Annotated in this window: 16 protein-coding genes; 13 read left to right on the top strand and 3 right to left on the bottom strand. The window is 47.2% G+C overall.

The annotated features are described in order from the left end of the window. The first annotated feature begins 80 nt into the window (after positions 1-80). The 4 genes from KJS57_RS21845 to KJS57_RS21830 all read left to right on the top strand — a co-directional run bounded on the left by KJS57_RS21845 (position 81) and on the right by KJS57_RS21830 (position 7,232). Positions 81-3,317 (top strand): glycosyl hydrolase, encoded by a 3,237-nt coding sequence (locus KJS57_RS21845; protein WP_213656351.1) that lies wholly within the window; start codon positions 81-83, stop codon positions 3,315-3,317. Between the two features lie 190 nt (positions 3,318-3,507). Beyond that, a complete protein-coding gene (locus KJS57_RS21840; RefSeq protein WP_213656350.1) occupies positions 3,508-4,467 on the top strand; it encodes an ABC transporter permease in 960 nt (319 codons plus the stop codon). A 27-nt stretch (positions 4,468-4,494) separates the two neighbouring features. Continuing rightward, positions 4,495-5,424 (top strand): carbohydrate ABC transporter permease, encoded by a 930-nt coding sequence (locus KJS57_RS21835; RefSeq protein WP_213656349.1) that lies wholly within the window; start codon positions 4,495-4,497, stop codon positions 5,422-5,424. 104 nt (positions 5,425-5,528) lie between these two features. Then, positions 5,529-7,232 (top strand): ABC transporter substrate-binding protein, encoded by a 1,704-nt coding sequence (locus tag KJS57_RS21830; protein ID WP_213656348.1) that lies wholly within the window; start codon positions 5,529-5,531, stop codon positions 7,230-7,232. 79 nt (positions 7,233-7,311) lie between these two features. On the opposite strand, the gene KJS57_RS21825 is transcribed toward KJS57_RS21830, so the two are convergent. From KJS57_RS21825 to KJS57_RS21815, 3 genes are all read right to left on the bottom strand, one after another. After that, positions 7,312-7,875, bottom strand: coding sequence for a DUF2812 domain-containing protein (locus KJS57_RS21825; RefSeq protein ID WP_213656347.1), 564 nt, complete (start codon positions 7,873-7,875; stop codon positions 7,312-7,314). Continuing rightward, entirely contained in the window at positions 7,872-8,192 is a 321-nt protein-coding gene (locus KJS57_RS21820; RefSeq protein WP_211019912.1) for a PadR family transcriptional regulator, read from the bottom strand. The genes KJS57_RS21825 and KJS57_RS21820 overlap by 4 nt, the downstream gene beginning before the upstream one ends. A gap of 185 nt (positions 8,193-8,377) precedes the next feature. Further along, complete coding sequence (locus KJS57_RS21815; protein ID WP_213656346.1) at positions 8,378-9,394, bottom strand: hypothetical protein; 1,017 nt, start codon at positions 9,392-9,394, stop codon at positions 8,378-8,380. Between the two features lie 158 nt (positions 9,395-9,552). On the opposite strand from KJS57_RS21815, the gene KJS57_RS21810 reads away from it, so the two are divergent. The 9 genes from KJS57_RS21810 to KJS57_RS21770 all read left to right on the top strand — a co-directional run. Beyond that, complete coding sequence (locus KJS57_RS21810) at positions 9,553-9,786, top strand: hypothetical protein (protein ID WP_211019910.1); 234 nt, start codon at positions 9,553-9,555, stop codon at positions 9,784-9,786. 102 nt (positions 9,787-9,888) lie between these two features. Then, the gene (locus KJS57_RS21805; protein ID WP_213656345.1) at positions 9,889-10,311 is read left to right on the top strand and encodes a hypothetical protein; all 423 of its coding nucleotides are present in this window, start codon (positions 9,889-9,891) and stop codon (positions 10,309-10,311) included. A gap of 92 nt (positions 10,312-10,403) precedes the next feature. Beyond that, positions 10,404-11,201, top strand: coding sequence for a helix-turn-helix transcriptional regulator (locus KJS57_RS21800; protein WP_213656344.1), 798 nt, complete (start codon positions 10,404-10,406; stop codon positions 11,199-11,201). Positions 11,202-11,302: 101 nt separating this feature from the next. After that, on the top strand, positions 11,303-12,322 hold the full coding sequence (locus tag KJS57_RS21795; RefSeq protein ID WP_213656343.1) for a S66 family peptidase: 1,020 nt from the start codon (positions 11,303-11,305) through the stop codon (positions 12,320-12,322). Positions 12,323-12,846: 524 nt separating this feature from the next. Then, positions 12,847-13,326, top strand: a complete 480-nt coding sequence (locus KJS57_RS21790) for a GNAT family N-acetyltransferase (RefSeq protein ID WP_211019906.1) — start codon at positions 12,847-12,849, stop codon at positions 13,324-13,326. 18 nt (positions 13,327-13,344) lie between these two features. Next, positions 13,345-13,863, top strand: a complete 519-nt coding sequence (locus KJS57_RS21785; protein ID WP_211019905.1) for a phage tail protein — start codon at positions 13,345-13,347, stop codon at positions 13,861-13,863. A gap of 20 nt (positions 13,864-13,883) precedes the next feature. Next, positions 13,884-14,378, top strand: a complete 495-nt coding sequence (locus KJS57_RS21780) for a phage tail protein (RefSeq protein WP_211019904.1) — start codon at positions 13,884-13,886, stop codon at positions 14,376-14,378. A 10-nt stretch (positions 14,379-14,388) separates the two neighbouring features. After that, positions 14,389-14,910, top strand: coding sequence for a phage tail protein (locus tag KJS57_RS21775; RefSeq protein ID WP_211019903.1), 522 nt, complete (start codon positions 14,389-14,391; stop codon positions 14,908-14,910). 101 nt (positions 14,911-15,011) lie between these two features. After that, on the top strand, positions 15,012-16,304 hold a 1,293-nt coding region (locus KJS57_RS21770; protein ID WP_213656342.1), incomplete at its 3' end, for a DNRLRE domain-containing protein.

The raw sequence follows: 16,304 nt of genomic DNA, 5'->3' as shown, positions 1-16,304 counted from the left end.
TTCTTTGTATCCTTTAAAGTTGGGTTTGAAAGCGTTTTATAATGGTTTCCAAATCATGCTGAGAAGTTGGGAGGAGCTTAATGACTACGCAGATAGTTAGAAGGATTTCAGTTATTTTATGTGTCGCTTTGCTGTTGTCTATGATGGGAACGTTGGATTCGGTTCGATTGTTAGCAGTTGCTTCTTCTGAGGTGCCGGATGTTAATATCACGCCGCCGCCCGCAGATCCCCTGAGTGTCACTACAGTCACGTATGCCGATGCTCAGTTGGAAGGGTACGGCATTGAGAAGCGCGGTCCAGTCGGTGAAGATAGTGATCCTTTGTATGACGGGGAAGGTTATATCTCATATTTTTTCGGTGAAGATGAAAGCGCTTCAGAACCGGCGGGCAGCTCTACATTTCCGGTGAACGTTGCTGAAGCGGGTCTGTATAAACTAAGTATCGGCTACTACATTCCTGAAGGTTACGGGGATAAGGTAACAAGTATCCAGATCAATGGAGCGGGCGCCGGAGAATTGACGCTGGAGTCACCTTCGCCCGGAACTGTGCGGGCTGAAAAGCTGGCCAGCAAAGTGCTCCTTAACGCCGGCAGCAATACCATCAAAATTATGCGCGGTTGGGGATATTATGGTATTGAACATATCAAGATTGAACCGGCCAACGCACCCGCATCAGGCAGCATGCTTGAGGCAGAGGACGGAATAATGACCGGGGATGTATCGATAGGCACCTCTGGTGAGGGGTACTCCGGGGAAGGGTACGCAGCGTTCCAGCAATCGGGGTCGCTTAAACTGATCTACAAGGCATCTTCGGCAGGCATGTATGATATCGTTATCGGCTATAGCTCTCCGAACGGCGACAAGAAGACGAGCATGGTGATTAACGGGGAAACCTCGGAGATTACTTTCACCGAAACCACGGAATTCATCGAAGTCTCCGCCGGCAAAGCTCTTCTGAATGAGGGTGATAACACCATTGAATTTTTGCCGAACTGGGGGTGGTACAACATTGACTACGTCAAGTTGACGCCAACCGCTAAACCGGAGGGGCATGATGTGACAGGTACATTGAACAATCCGGAGTCATCGCCGGAGACCAGATCGCTGATGAACTACTTACTCAGCCAGTACGGGCGGAATATCATTTCCGGACAGCAGACGCTTGAGGATGTGGAGTGGATTAATCAACAGACCGGAAAATACCCGGCGATATTCTCCACGGACTTGATCGATTACTCTCCATCTCGTGTTGAAAACGGAGCTACCTCTACAGAGACTGAGAAGATGATTGAATGGTACAAACGCGGCGGGATCGTTGCTTTGTGCTGGCATTGGAATGCGCCGAAGGGAATCGGCGGTAATGAGCCGGGTTACGAATGGTGGAGAGGGTTCTATACCGAGTTTACGACCTTTGATGTTGAATATGCGCTCAGTAATCCGGAATCGGAGGATTACGGGCTGCTGATCCGGGATATCGATTCCATCGCAGCTCAGTTGAAGCGGTTGAAAGATAACAACGTACCGGTGTTATGGAGACCTCTGCATGAGGCGGAGGGAGGCTGGTTTTGGTGGGGTGCCAAAGGTCCTGAACCTACGAAACAGCTGTACAGGCTGATGTACGATCGGTTGACCAACCATCATAAATTAAACAATCTGATCTGGGTATGGAACTCCGAAAATAAGGATTGGTATCCGGGCGACGATGTAGTAGACATCGTAAGTGTGGATATCTATAATCCGGCAGGGGATTACAATCCGAGCATTGCAAAATATGAGGGGCTTGTCTCCTTGGTAAATGATAAGAAGATGGTTGGTTTAGCCGAGAATGGTCCGATACCGGATCCGGATTTGCTGCAGGCATATGGCGCAGACTGGAGCTTTTTCAGTACTTGGACCGGCGACTTTATCAGAGATGGGAAAACGAATACGTTGGAACATTTGCAAAAGGTATATCACCACGATAACGTCATTACGCTCGACGAACTTCCGAGTGATTTGTACTCCAAAGATAATGGAGAAAGTGGAGGAAATGGGGGTAATACAGGCAATACAGGCAACACAGGTAATACAGGCAATGCTGGAAATACAGGCGTTTCGGGGAAACCTGAAAATATAGGAAGCATAGGAGATACCGGCAACCAGGGGATTCAGCGTGTCGAGGTGGATGGCTCGAAGCTTACCCAAGCGCTCGACAGATTAAAGGAGCAACCCGCGGAGTTGCAAGTTTTTGAAATTGAAGTAAAAGGCGGCGATACGGCTGAGGTCATCATTCCGGCAGGATCTCTCGCCGAGGCGGCACGCCGTATGCCTAATGCGACGATCCTGATAAAGTCGGATTCCTTTACTTACAGCCTTCCGGTTAAGCTCATCGATGTTGATTCAGTAACGAAACAGTTAGGCACTGAGGTTGCAAAAACATCAATATCCGTCAAAATCAAAAGGGATTCGGAAATACAAACGGATATCCTCAATAAGGCAAAGTCCTCGAATGCCCAGTTGGCTGGTGATGTGTTCGAGTTTAGCATTACGGCTGAGTCCGGTAACGGATCTGTAGAAATCAACAGCTTTGGAAACACCTATGTAACCCGAACGATTACGATCCCGCCGGCGATCGGGGACAATCTGACGGCGGTGTCGATTGATCCGGTAACCAAGGAAATGTCGTTTGTACCGGCGGTATTTGCAACACGGAACGGAAAGACCGTCGTGACGATCAAGCATAACCAAAACGGTCGCTATACCGTGGTCAAGCTGAACCGAACGTTCGCCGATCTTGAAGGGCACTGGGCGAAGGGCGATATCGAGCAAATGTCCAACAAACTGGTGATTAACGGGACAGGTGACGGGACATTTGTACCGAACCAATCGATCACGCGCGCCGAATTCGCTGTGCTCATCAGCAGAGCACTCGGCCTGCCTACTGAATCTGTAACTGGAGACTTCTCCGATGTTTCGGAAACGGACTGGTATGCTGGAGCGGTCCAAGCCGCGAGTGAAATGGGAATAATCCAAGGTTTGGGAGATGGTACTTTTCAACCGAATGCTCTAATAACTCGTGAGCAGGCGGCTGCAATGATACTTCGTGCGGCGGCTATTTCAGGTAAGGCCCCGGCAGCAACAGGCATTACGTTGGAACAATTCAGCGACAGTTCATCCGTTAGTTCCTGGGCGACACATAGTATTAAACAAGCGGTAGCTTCGGGACTAATTCAAGGAGAAACCGCAGACCGATTTGCACCGAAAAGTAAGGTGAACCGTGCCCAAACAGCCGTTATCCTTAAACGTTTGCTGGTTTATATGAACTTCATGAATGCTTGAGTCACCGATCCCCCCCTGTACGGCATCTACATGCTGCCGACAGGGGGGATTTTATTTTCCCCTTGTTTTGCAAACGATGATAGTTTCAGAAAACACTGTGGATTTTGGAATGAATTTGTGCGAAATCCAAGATATATTTCTCTCTTAATAATTGCTATAGGATTAGAAATGAGAGGAGGGAAACAAACAGATGAAAGCGATAACAGTAGAGAACCAAACTAGCGGCGGATTGAGTAAAAAATCGCAGAGATGGAAAGTGTTCAAAAATCAGAGATTCCTTTATATGATGTCGATTCCTTTCGTAATCTGGGTATTCATTTTTCAATATTTACCGCTCTGGGGATGGACGATGGCATTTCAAAACTATAAACCCGGTAAAGGTTTCTTTAGTCAGAAATGGGTTGGATTCGAGCATTTTCAAACCTTGTTTAAGGACGACCACTTCTACCTTGTGCTTAGAAATACGTTAGCAATGAGCTTTATGGGACTTGTGGCCGGTTTAGTATTCCCGATACTGTTCGCATTGTTGCTAAATGAAGTGAGAGTGCAGGTTTTGAAGCGGTTTGTGCAGACGGTCTCGTATTTGCCGCACTTTGTATCCTGGGTTGTAGCGGCGGGGATCGTAACCAAAATGCTGTCTACGGATGGCGGTGTGGTGAACAGCGTGCTGATGGGCTTGCATCTTATCGATCAACCGATTCAATTTATGTCGAAGGGTCATATGTTTTGGGGGATCGTAACCGGAGCCGACGTATGGAAGGAGACAGGCTGGAACGCCATCATATATTTGGCCGCCATTTCGGGCATCGGGCCTGAACTCTATGAAGCTGCCAGGGTCGATGGAGCAAGCCGGCTCAAACAAATCTGGCATATTACGCTTCCGGGCATCCGTCCGACAATCATCGTACTGTTGATTATGTCCATCGGCCATTTGATCGGAATCGGATTTGAGAAGCAGTTCTTGCTTGGCAACCATTTGGTGAGCGACTATTCCGAGGTACTCGATTTATATGCGTTAAATTACGGATTATCCATGGGACGATATTCCTTTGGTACAGCGATCAGTATCTTCAATTCAGTCATCAGCGTAATTTTGTTATTTGTAGCGAATGGGATGTTCAAAAAATTCGCAAACGAAAGCATCATGTAAAAGCATCGTGCAAGGAGGGATTTTGATATGGAGGCAGCCGAATCGGCCACATCCGCCAAAAGAATGAGATTGACATCCAAGTCTCCTCAAGACTGGATATTCGATTTCATCGTATACCTGCTCATCGGGATCATTACTATTTTAACGCTATATCCGTTCCTGAATGTGCTTGCCATTTCGTTCAATGATTCCGTAGACACGGTTCGGGGCGGCATTACGATATATCCGAGAGAATTCACTTTGGAAAATTACAAGGTAATCTTCAGCTACAGCGGGTTGATCACCGGCTTCAAAATTTCCGTGCTCCGTACGCTGGTCGGTACGCTGGCGGGTCTAGTCAGCGGTTCGATGCTGGCCTATACGCTGGCTCGGGTAGACTTTCAAGGAAGACGCTTCATCTCGACGTTCCTGGCCATTACGATGTATGTCTCCGGCGGGTTGATTCCGGGATTTATTCTCATCAAGGACTTGAACTTGATCAATACGTTCGCGGTGTATATTTTGCCAGGGCTCGTAAGCGCATTCAACATTTTCGTTATCCGTTCATTTATCGACGGGATTCCCTACGCGCTTCAGGAATCGGCGAAGCTGGATGGAGCTAACGATTTTACGATTTACTGGCGGGTCATTCTCCCCCTTTGCAAGCCTGCGCTCGCAACGGTTGCGTTGTTTCTCGCCGTCGGGCAATGGAATTCATGGTTCGATACGTATCTGTTTAACGGTTCCAACGAGAAGTTGACGACCTTGCAGTATGAGCTGATGAAAGTCTTGCAGAGCACGATGACGAATGCCAACAACGTACGGGGTGAAAATATGTCGCAGCTCATGGCGCAAGTTTCTCCCGATTCAGTAAAAATGGCGATCACCATCGTGGCGACAGTCCCTATTCTGATCGTCTATCCTTTCTTGCAGAAGTATTTTGTTAAAGGGATGACGCTTGGAGCTGTAAAGAGCTAAATTACAGAATGCATTGGTAAAAACTGTCGAGTTCTGAGGTTCGGTATGTCCAGGTAAGCCTGTACTATACATGATATTATTAAACAGGGGAGTGTAATGTCATTATGAAGAAACAAGTAAAGAGAACGGCAGCCTCGTTACTTACGGCGGGCCTGCTGCTAAGTATGCTCGCAGGCTGCGGCGGGAACAATGCTGCGGACGGGGGAGATCCGGCGAAGTCGACGAATTCGGGCGGTAACGGATCAAGTCCTGTTACGCTAACTTATTTTTCCGAGGATGCGAGTTCCAACTGGAATGACATGCAGGATCGAATCGGCAAAGTACTTACGGAGAAAACAGGCGTCGTATTGGATGCCGAGTTTGCAGTAGGAGATCCCGTGCAGAAGGTATCGATCATGGCGGCGACCGGAGAGGTTCCCGATCTCATCGCAGCCAAGGCGGATCTTGGCAAGCTGGTGGATGTGGGCGCGGTTATGGACTTGACCGATTTGATTGAGGAGCATGCTCCGAATATCAAAAAAATGCTGGGCGACAAAATCGTTCGCGCTAAATATAGTCTGGACGACCAGTCCATCTATGCGATTCCGACATGGTCTTCCATCGACGAGCGGAAATTCAAAGCTGAATACGGATTCCAGCTCCAGCATCGCGTTGTAAAAGAAGCGGGTTATCCGGAAATTCGCACGTTGGAAGATTACGAGAAGGTAATCAAGGATTATTTGGCTAAGCATCCGACGGATGAAAATGGAAACAAAAACATCGGTTTGACGCTTAATGCGGATGACTGGCATATGTATCAGGTGACGAATATGGGCTTCTTTACAACGGGCGCGCCGGATGACGGCGAATATTACGTCGACCAAGAAACCTTTGATGTGACTTACCATTTCCGCCGTCCGGAGGAGCGTGAATATTTCCGTTGGCTGAACCATATGAACGCTAGCGGTTTGCTGGATAATGAGAGCTTTGTTCAAAAGACCGACCAATTTAAAGCTAAAGTTGCTTCCGGACGGGTACTCGGCCTGATCGATCCGGCTTGGGATTATGGCGAGGCGCAGCAGGCTCTGAAGTCTGCCGGCAAATTTGATCAGACGTATGGTCACTATCCGGTTACTGTATCCAAAGAGTACAAAGACGCGAGTTTCTGGCCGGCTGGCTTTGACGGAGGATACGGTATTGCGATTTCCAGCAAATGCAAGGATCCTGTAGCGGCAATTAAATTCCTGGACTACCTGGCTTCGGAAGAAGGACAAATCCTCATGAACTGGGGTGTCGAAGGCGAAGACTACGTTGTTGAGGATGGAAAAAGAGTCGTTCCGAAAGATGTACAAGAGAAAATGGACAACGAAGGCAATGCTTATATGAAGGAATCGGGTCTCGGCTTGTACTGGAATCTCTCGGTCCATTACGGTGACGGAATCAAGGATTCCACCGGTAACTATTTTACGAAGAGCAACAGCGAATCCCTTACTGCTTCTTACAGCGCGCCTGAAAAAGAAGCTTTGGCAGCTTACAAGATCGAACACTGGAAAGACCTGTTCCCGAGTGAGGAAGAGTTTCCGGAAAGAAAGGCAGGCGCAGTTTACAATATCGCATTGCCGAGCGACAGCAAGGCAACGATTCTTATGGCCAAAATGAAGGACATCACCTGGAAACGGGTTCCGGAAGCCATCATGGCGAAACCGGAAGAGTTTGATAAAATCTGGGACGCTTATATGGCGGATTTGGATAAAGCGGGCGTGAAAGAGATGGAAGAAGCTTACGGCAAATTCGTCAAAGACCGTGTCAAACTCTGGAGCGGCAAATAGAATATACGCAACATAGTCGCAAAATAGCTGGAGGCAATAGACTCCAGCTATTTTGTTTGCGCTTAGTAATTATAGTTCCTTATTCTCGAATCCAACGTTCCTTGAGTAAAGCTTTTAAAGATTTTCGCACAGGTCGAGTCACTAAAGGAAACAAGGCTGCAACGATAGTGAATATGATGCCATATCCAAGAAACGGCTGGAAGAAGCCGGATGTATGGGTCGCAAAAAAACTAACTGCCTGCCCAAAATAGACGACTGCGAGAATCGCCAGCACTAAGGTCAATACCGAGCTTAGGGTGGTTATTCTTTTGTAATGGACGATCCTTGAATCGATATCCGAAAATAAATCGAAGTTGCCTTCCGAAGCTTTCCGTCGAAAATACACCCAGCGTAAATAGGAGCCGACATGGTCGATGCCCATATCTTCTAAAAATGAAATATAGGCAATGCTTTCCGCATGGGAAGGAAGATTATTGAGCAGCTCAAGCCGATAGATATATTTGCCTGGGAGTCCTTCTTCAAAAACGTATTTGCAAAAGCCGACGTCGGTCAGAATCATGCCTTTTGCCGCCATTTGATTAAGCCATTGCTCCTCTTTCTCAAACGCCCCGATGCTAAATACCTTATGAACGGTATGCTTCATAAATCCGCCCTCCCTATAATTTTGGCTCCGTTTTCGATCAATTCCTTCAGCCGCGAGTATTCGTTTTGAACGACTTGCTTCCCGGCTGCCGTAATTACGTATTCCTTCTTCCTGGAATTGGTTTCTCCGGGTAAAGACTGAATCCATCCGCGTTCCAAAAGGGTACTCAACGCCCCGTAAAGCGTTCCCGCCGCCAACGTCAGCCGGTCGCCGCTTAGTTTGGATACGTTCTGCATAATTCCATAACCATGCATGGGCTCATAGAGGGACAGGAGGATGTAATAAACCGCTTCGGTGAGTGCCGTGCTTTCTGGCATAAACCCCACTCCTTTATTATATCGTCGACCGATATATCCGTTTACGATATATTATATCGGATGCCGATATAATTGCAAGGGGCAAAAACACATCAAAAAAGCAGACCACCCAACTACGTTGAGCGGTCTGCCGATTGCTTCGGTTGTTACTGCCAAGATTGCAACGGATTCGAGACTTCAATCCATCAAGGCGCGGTATACCGCCCGTAACTGATTTCCAGTTCTTTGAGGTTCCCCTCGTTTTCCGCCAGGAAAAAGGTGTTGAGTCCTTCAGATCCCCACCAGGATAAGCCGAGCAGGAGACCTTGCCTGGTTTCAGCGGCGAAGAGCAGCGGAAACATGTCAGGCGACACCTCGCCGCCGTCATCCACACGCCAGACGGAATAGTCGTCCTCGGCAATGGCAGGATAATCCTGAAATAAGAAGTCGTCTCCGGTAAACAAGACGATGCTGAATAGCCGGTCCTTATCCTTATTTTCAAATTTAACGAGATATAGTTTTTGATCTGATCCGATGTCGGCTAGACTCCACATATCGGTTACGCCCCGGTCTTTCATGAGGGAGATGTTATCCTTGAGCGTTTCCTCCGTTTCAAGCTCCTTATCTGTCATCGTCTGCTCGGGGGAAGAAATTTTAATCAATGATTTCAGGTCAAAGTCCTGCTCATTCACCACATAGTAGGTCTCGTTGCCAGCAGCCTTTCCGTTGATTACATCGAAAATATAACCCTCCAGGTGGGCGAAATTGTTGGCGGTGTCCCGGCCGTTGCTTTGCTCGCTGCCTTTTTGCCATTTCACAAATTTTACACTGTAAGTTTTTCCGCCTTCACCGATTATTTTTCCGTAATCCGGCATGGAAGTGTCCAGTCCGGCATTCTGCCCCGTCACGATGATTTGGCTGCCGTCCGAATTCGTAAACCCGAACAAAGTGCTTAATTTGTCTATGTCCGCGAGATGTTGCTCCCCTTCGGGTTGTTGGCCAGGCATTTTAGTCTCCACAGTTGTGTTTGCGTTTGAATTGGTATTTGTATTCGCGCCAGCGTTTGTATCCGCATCTGTTCCGTTATCTACTGACTGCGTTTCCGCCGGAGGCTTTATATTCTGATCTTTCTGGACGCCCGAGTCGTCAGACTTGTCAGAACAGCCTATGAGCAGTGATGCCAGCAGGGATGTGAGCAAGATCGCCAAAATCCATTTTTTCATATTCAGGTTATCTCCTCTCCGATCTATATAGATTAAACGCTCTTGAAGAGAAATTTATCACTAATATTGTTTAAAATTCTGAAATCCTAGTATAATATTCCTAGTATTCTCGCAGCTGGGTTGAAAATCGAAAGATTAATGAAACGTAAGGAGACATCATGGGAAACTATCGGATTTGTGATTTTTGCGGTAATTTATATGAAAGATCGGAGAGCCGGATGTGCCAAAGCTGCGAAACGACCTACAAGAAAATACGCAGTATCGTTGAGGCCCGGCCGGACACGATCGTATTGGACATTTCCAACCAAACCGGAATCAGCGTCAGCAGAATCCTCTCTTTTGTGAAAAACGGCTATTTTAGCATGAGAGAAGGAACAATAGAAGTTAAGTAAACGATGGAACGAATCCGTGGTTGTCTATATAATTATAGGCAATTCCGGATTTATTTTTTTGGGATCGCCAAATGATAGTCTTAAGGAGGTTAGGAGCTTATCATGAGAAAACCGATTATCGGGTTGCTTCTATTAGTTTGCATGGCTTTTGGGCTTGGGGGATGCTTCAATCCAGGGGGCTTATCAGATGAACTTGCTGTTGTAGTCAAGGAGATGGATGCGCAATATCCACAGTTTTCTTTCGGAAACGGCGAGGAGGCCTACAGAATGGGTTATAACAAAAAAGACATGCCCGTTTTCGTGGATACCGATAAAGCTTTTAAACAGTTTACCAAAGACTACAAAGACGCGATCGACGCGGTTAAACAGCAGTATGATCTTTCACCTATCAGCAAGACCAACTGGGAGCCTTATTTCACCTATGGCTGGCAGTTGATCACCGATGACGAGGCCTTGAGACAGAAAGCGTCCGAGATCTCGGCATTCTTCGATTATTACGAGAACAGTTTCAAGAAAAGCTATTAAATTCACATCGCAACCTGTAGTTGACACATTGCCAGCCTTACTTGATAGCCGAAAATAGGTCGTTATTATAAGATGTGCGTGAGGTGATGACGATGAACTTTGCGGAAAAACTGCAAAGCTACAGAAAACAAAAGGGAATGTCCCAGGAAAATTTGGCGGAGGTAATTGGTGTATCCAGGCAAGCCGTATCCAAGTGGGAATCGGGGCAGTCGTATCCTGAGATGGATAAGATGATCGCATTAAGTGAACTTTTTCACGTAACGATAGATCATCTGGTCAAGGATATTCCGGGTGTTGTCGAGGAAACCCCATCCCAAGTCCCGGGAATTGTCCCGGCAGGTTGGCGTCCTTATTTTCATTTTGAGTACAAAAGTAAAGCAAAGTTATTCGGAATCCCGCTCGTTCATATTCATTTAGGACGCGGTATTAAAGTCGCCAAGGGAATCATTGCTGTCGGCAATATTTCAATTGGGGCCTTGTCGATTGGAATCCTTGCGCTGGGCGGCCTGAGTATCGGGGTGCTTGCCGGGGGCCTTATCAGTCTGGCGGCGCTGGCAATTGGCTTGCTGCTGGGAGTTGGGGGAGTCGCGACCGGCCTTCTGGCCATCGGCGGGCTTGCGCTAGGAATTCTGACGATTGGCGGTTTGTCGATCGGTATGTTCTCATTAGGCGGCGGCGCCATCGCTTCGCACATCGCTATAGGAGGATATGCGAGCGGGCACATTGCCATTGGCGATACGGTAAACGGAGCCTACACGCTTGTCGTTCAGGATCAAGATTTCAGCAGTATCCGGGCCGAGCAGGTGAGGCAGTTAATCAACCAGGAATATCCGCATTTATGGAAGCCGTTGGCTGAGCGGATTATCGGTCTTTTTAGCAATGCCAACTGATGACTCTAAATTATTTTCAGGAAATCACTACCTGTTATATCCTTTGTAATGTATGATTTGTAGAAATAACTTTCATTAAATAGAGCAGGATGGTGATTGAAATGATTCGATATCCTATTTTAAAAGAAGGAGCAACAACAATCGGGGTAACCGCACCTTCTTCCGGAGTGGAAGAGAACCTGCATGATTTAGTCAACCGTGCCTGTGATCGGCTTAAGTTAAGAGGCTACAGCGTGGTTTGCGGCGAAACGGTGTGGACCCAGCATAAGGCCAAATCAGCGCCAGCTGAAACTCGTGCCAAGGAATTCAACGAAATGATGCAAGATGAAAACATCGACCTGATTATTCCTCCCTGGGGCGGAGAATTGTTAATCGAAATTTTGGAATACGTCGATTTTGAACACTTGAAAAGCAAGTGGATTTTGGGCTATTCGGATCTCAGTGTGCTGCTGCTGGCCGTCACTCTGAAAACGGGTCTCGCTACGGCACATGGAACGAATCTGATCGACTTAAGGGGCGAGTACAGCGACGAAACGACAGCTATGTGGCAATCCGTATTATCAACTAAGCCAGGGGAATCTATCGAACAGCATTCATCGCCGCTATATCAAAAAGAATGGAACCACGAAGCCGAGTCCCCGTTTGTTTTCCATTTAACGGAGCAGACTCATTGGAAGGTTGTATCGGGATCGGGTGCAAAATTACAAGGCCGCCTGCTGGGAGGCTGTATCGATACGATCCGGCATTTGATCGGTACCCCTTTTGGGGACGTGCGGCATTTTCAAAGTGCTCATATCCATAATGAACCGGTCATTTGGTATTTGGAAAACTGTGAACTGGTAACCACGGACATACGCAGATCACTGGTTCAGATGAAACTCGCCGGGTGGTTCGATCATTGTTCCGGGATTATGTTCGGCAGAAGCGGCGTAAATCGGCCTGTTGAAAATTATACTTTAGAAGATATATATGAGGAGTTGTCCCGGGAATTAGGAATTCCGGTGATTTATGATATCGATTGCGGCCATGTTCCCCCGCAGGTTACGTTTATAAACGGTGCATATGCCGAGGTTGAGGTTAATGAAGGAAAAGGGACGGTTAAACAGTGTTTTAGACCTTAAATACTCGGCCAGGGGGATGAAATGAAACTAGATTCTTTTCGCAGGAAGGCGGTTTTCGTCTCGATCTTAGCAATGGCCTGTATATCCATAGCAAGTTGTACTAAATCGGATCCTTATGTCATTTTCGCGGAAACGAACGCTCTTACCGACGAAACGCGAACGTCTCTTGAGCAAAGACTTGGCGACAATGAGATTGAGTTCAGAACAGATGAGCTTGGTAATGTTCATATAAAGAAGTCGGATATCAATAAAGCTGTAATGTGCTGCAGCTAATACCTCGGATATATCCATTATTAAAGTTGAGAAAAAAGTAGGGCCAGGCGTTATATGTCTGGCCCTATTTGCGTTCCAGAGGCATGGGTTGTTAGCACCATTGACAAAACTAATTATTTTTATGAATTAAGGAAGGAATATCCAAATAAATGTAGAATTACTAACGTAAAATAGTGATTTTTGTCGTAGACAGGAAATTTATCAATTCAAGTCAGCAAACGGCTAATCCAAATCCATACGAAAGGCTTAGTATGATAGAAACAAGACTGGCAGGGATCGAAGACGAATTGTTCTTATACCACTTGTATGCTTCGACGAGAAGAGACGAGATTTTGCTATGGGGCTGGGAAGAGACGCAGATTGAGCAGTTTCTGGATATGCAGTGGAGGTTGCAAAAGGGTTCGTACTTGCTGCAATATCCCGATGCGGAGCAATTCATTATCTCTTACGAAGGAAAGCCGGCTGGGCGTATTATCCTTAATCGGACTACGGGTGTAATCAGCTTGGTTGATATTTCAATGCTTCCAGGCTTTCGAAGCCGTGGAATTGGAGAATCGCTGATCAGGCAGCTGCAGCAGGCGGCTATAGCGAAATCACAAACAATTGAGCTTCAAGTTATGTCAAATAACCGTGCCCGGCGGCTTTATGAAAGGCTGGGCTTTAAGCTAACCGGTAGTTCGGATGACCTGTACTTGAAAATGAGTTGGTATCCGTATCCATCCGGACAATGAGGGAGAGGGGATTTGGAAATGAGTGAGCCCTATATTGGAGAAATCCGCATGTTTGCGGGGAACTTTGCGCCTGCCGGTTGGGCCTTTTGTGACGGAAGTCTGTTATCCATTAGCGAATATGACCTCTTGTTTATGCTTTTGGGCACAACCTACGGAGGTGACGGACGGAATACTTTCGCTCTCCCTGATTTAAGAGGGCGAATTCCTCTGCATACCGGTCAAAATCCTGTTACAAGAACCTTGTATGCGCTAGGACAGCTTGGAGGCTCTGAAACGGCTACTTTAACTACCGGACAACTTCCTGCTCATACGCATATGGTTTCCGCAAATGCTGGAGCCAGTGAGTCGGTTAGCCCGCAAAATAACGTTTGGGGATCAAGCAACGCAAGGCCCTATGTGGTCGGCGAACCGAACGGAACCATGAATCCAGCCGGGATTACTCCTTCCGGCGGAAATCAGGCGCATGACAATGTGATGCCGATTTTAACGACCACCTTTATTATCTCATTATTTGGTGTTTATCCGATGCAGGGTTAAAAATTTTGAGGAGGATTATTATGTCTGAACCTTTCCTAGGTGAAATTCGCTCGTTTTCTTTCGGGATTGTCCCTAAAGGCTGGGCCGCATGCAATGGACAGACTCTCCCGATTCATCAGAACCAGGCTTTATATTCCTTACTGGGTACCATTTACGGCGGTGACGGGGTTACTACGTTTGCCCTGCCGGATCTTAGAGGTAGAGTGCCCGTTCACCCGGGCAATGGTGTACAGCTTGGACAATCCGCAGGCGAAGAGCATCATACATTAACGGTCCAAGAAATGCCTCAACATACGCATTTCGTATTCGGAGCTGGTACTTCGTCCTCAAACAAAGCGGCGAATAATGTTTGGGGGACTGCCCCCTCGTCTATGTATGCGGCTGAGGCAACTACACAAATGAGCTCTAACGCTCTATCCACGACGGGACAAAGCCAGCCTCATAACAATATGCAGCCTTATAATGTGTTGTCTTTTTGTATTGCCATTAACGGAATTTACCCGTCAAGGAATTAGGAGGAGCAGCATGGACCAGTTTCTTGGAGAAATTCGTTTGTTTGCCGGAAATTTTGAGCCTAAAGGCTGGGCGTTTTGTAACGGTCAATTGCTCCCGCTTACCCGATATACGGCTTTGTTCTCCCTGTTGGGGACGCAATACGGAGGTGACGGAAAAACCACCTTTGCCCTTCCGAATTTCCAGGGCCGGGCTCCGATTCACCAGGGACGAGGTCCCGGATTGCGCGATTACAGGGTTGGTGAACCGGCAGGTTCAGCTGCCGTCACGCTGCTGGAAACTCAAATTCCTTCACATTCGCATGTTCCGAACAGCCAATCCGTATCTAATGGAGTCGCTACCCCCACAGGGGCGATCTGGACTAACTCTGCCGGATTAAGCGGGCAAAAAATCTACGGAACTGCTCCGGATACGCCCATGAGTCCAAGAGCAATTCAACCACAAGGCGGCACCCAGCCGCACAATAATAGACAGCCGTATCTTGGACTTAATTTTATTATTGCACTGGAGGGGATTTTCCCTCCCAGATCGTAATCTGATTTATATTCTATTTTCAACTCACTGACCTGACTTCTATAAGGATTTCAGGTCATTTTACTTTTAAACTATTATTTAAATATGGGGGGATATCTTTTATGTACAGAAAGACATTATCCGTTGTCCTGGCGGTATTACTGCTTGCCGGAGTCGTATCTCCGGCGCTGCTAAGTACAACGGCACATGCCTCTACGAGAAATTTGGAAGTGGAAGCGGATCTTCTTGCCGTAGGGAATAGTTATGTCGGGACGGATGACACTGCCCAACAATTATATGTGGGCACAACAGATCCTTTTGGTCCAGTAGAACCTGCTAGAGCAGCCCTTCGTTTTAACCTCGGGTCGATCCCAGGAACAGTTACTAAATACGAGCTTCAGCTTACTTTAGTAGCGGACGTTGATCCTCTTAATGGGAATGAATTTTACATCGATGTTTGGGGTTCTCCCAATAACACGATGATGGATGACGATCTGGTATTTCCCACCTTTCAACTGGATGGACCCCCTGTACATGTAAATTACAACGAGATTCCAAATCCCGGGGAAGATCAGAAACTGTCCATAGACGTAACCTCTATTGTTAATGTACAGACAGACGCAAACGATCGGAATGTTACTTTTGTGCTGACAGGGAATGAGTCCTTAACTGATACTGTGAAAATGATGATTTACTCTAAAGAAATAGACAATGCCTACAAGCGTCCGCAGCTGATTGTTACCTATGAGGAAAATCAGCCTCCGACGGGCTCGGTTGAAATCGCTGGAGGGATGCTTTATACCAATACAACCAGTGTGAATTTGAATTTGACGAACAGTGATCCCAACGGTGATTCTGTTGAAATGAGATTATCTAACGATGGGGTCGATTGGTCGGACTGGGAGGCGGCTGCAGCAACGAGATCTTGGACGCTGACCACCGGAGACGGACTTAAAACAGTCTATTATCAGCTTCGCGACAGCTCGAATGCAGAATCCGTGATCTATCAAGACTCCATAACGCTGGATACCATTCCTCCTATAATAACGGGGGTTACCCAAGGCGGATTGTATAATACCGACATCACAATAACGTCCGATGAAGGGACAGCTACATTAAATGGTATACCGTTTGTTTTGGGCGGTAAAGTAAGTACGGACGGTAATTATACGCTTGTGGTCAGGGATTCGGCCGGCAATATAACGACGGTATCTTTTACTGTTGATAAAACACCTCCAGCCGTTTCCGGTGTCGTGAACGGGGTGAGTTATAATACGGATCGAACGATTACGTTTACAGAGGGGAATGCTCTGTTAAACGACCAGCCGTATACTTCGGGCACTACGATAAGTGCAGAAGGCAGCTACACGCTTGTCGTGAGTGATGCCGCCGGCAATGCGACGACTGTTAGCTTT

It is taken from the genome of Paenibacillus vini, from assembly GCF_018403325.1.
In the GTDB taxonomy this organism is placed as follows: Bacteria; Bacillota; Bacilli; order Paenibacillales; family Paenibacillaceae; genus Fontibacillus; species Fontibacillus vini.
This window is presented reverse-complemented; position numbering and strand designations above follow the sequence as displayed.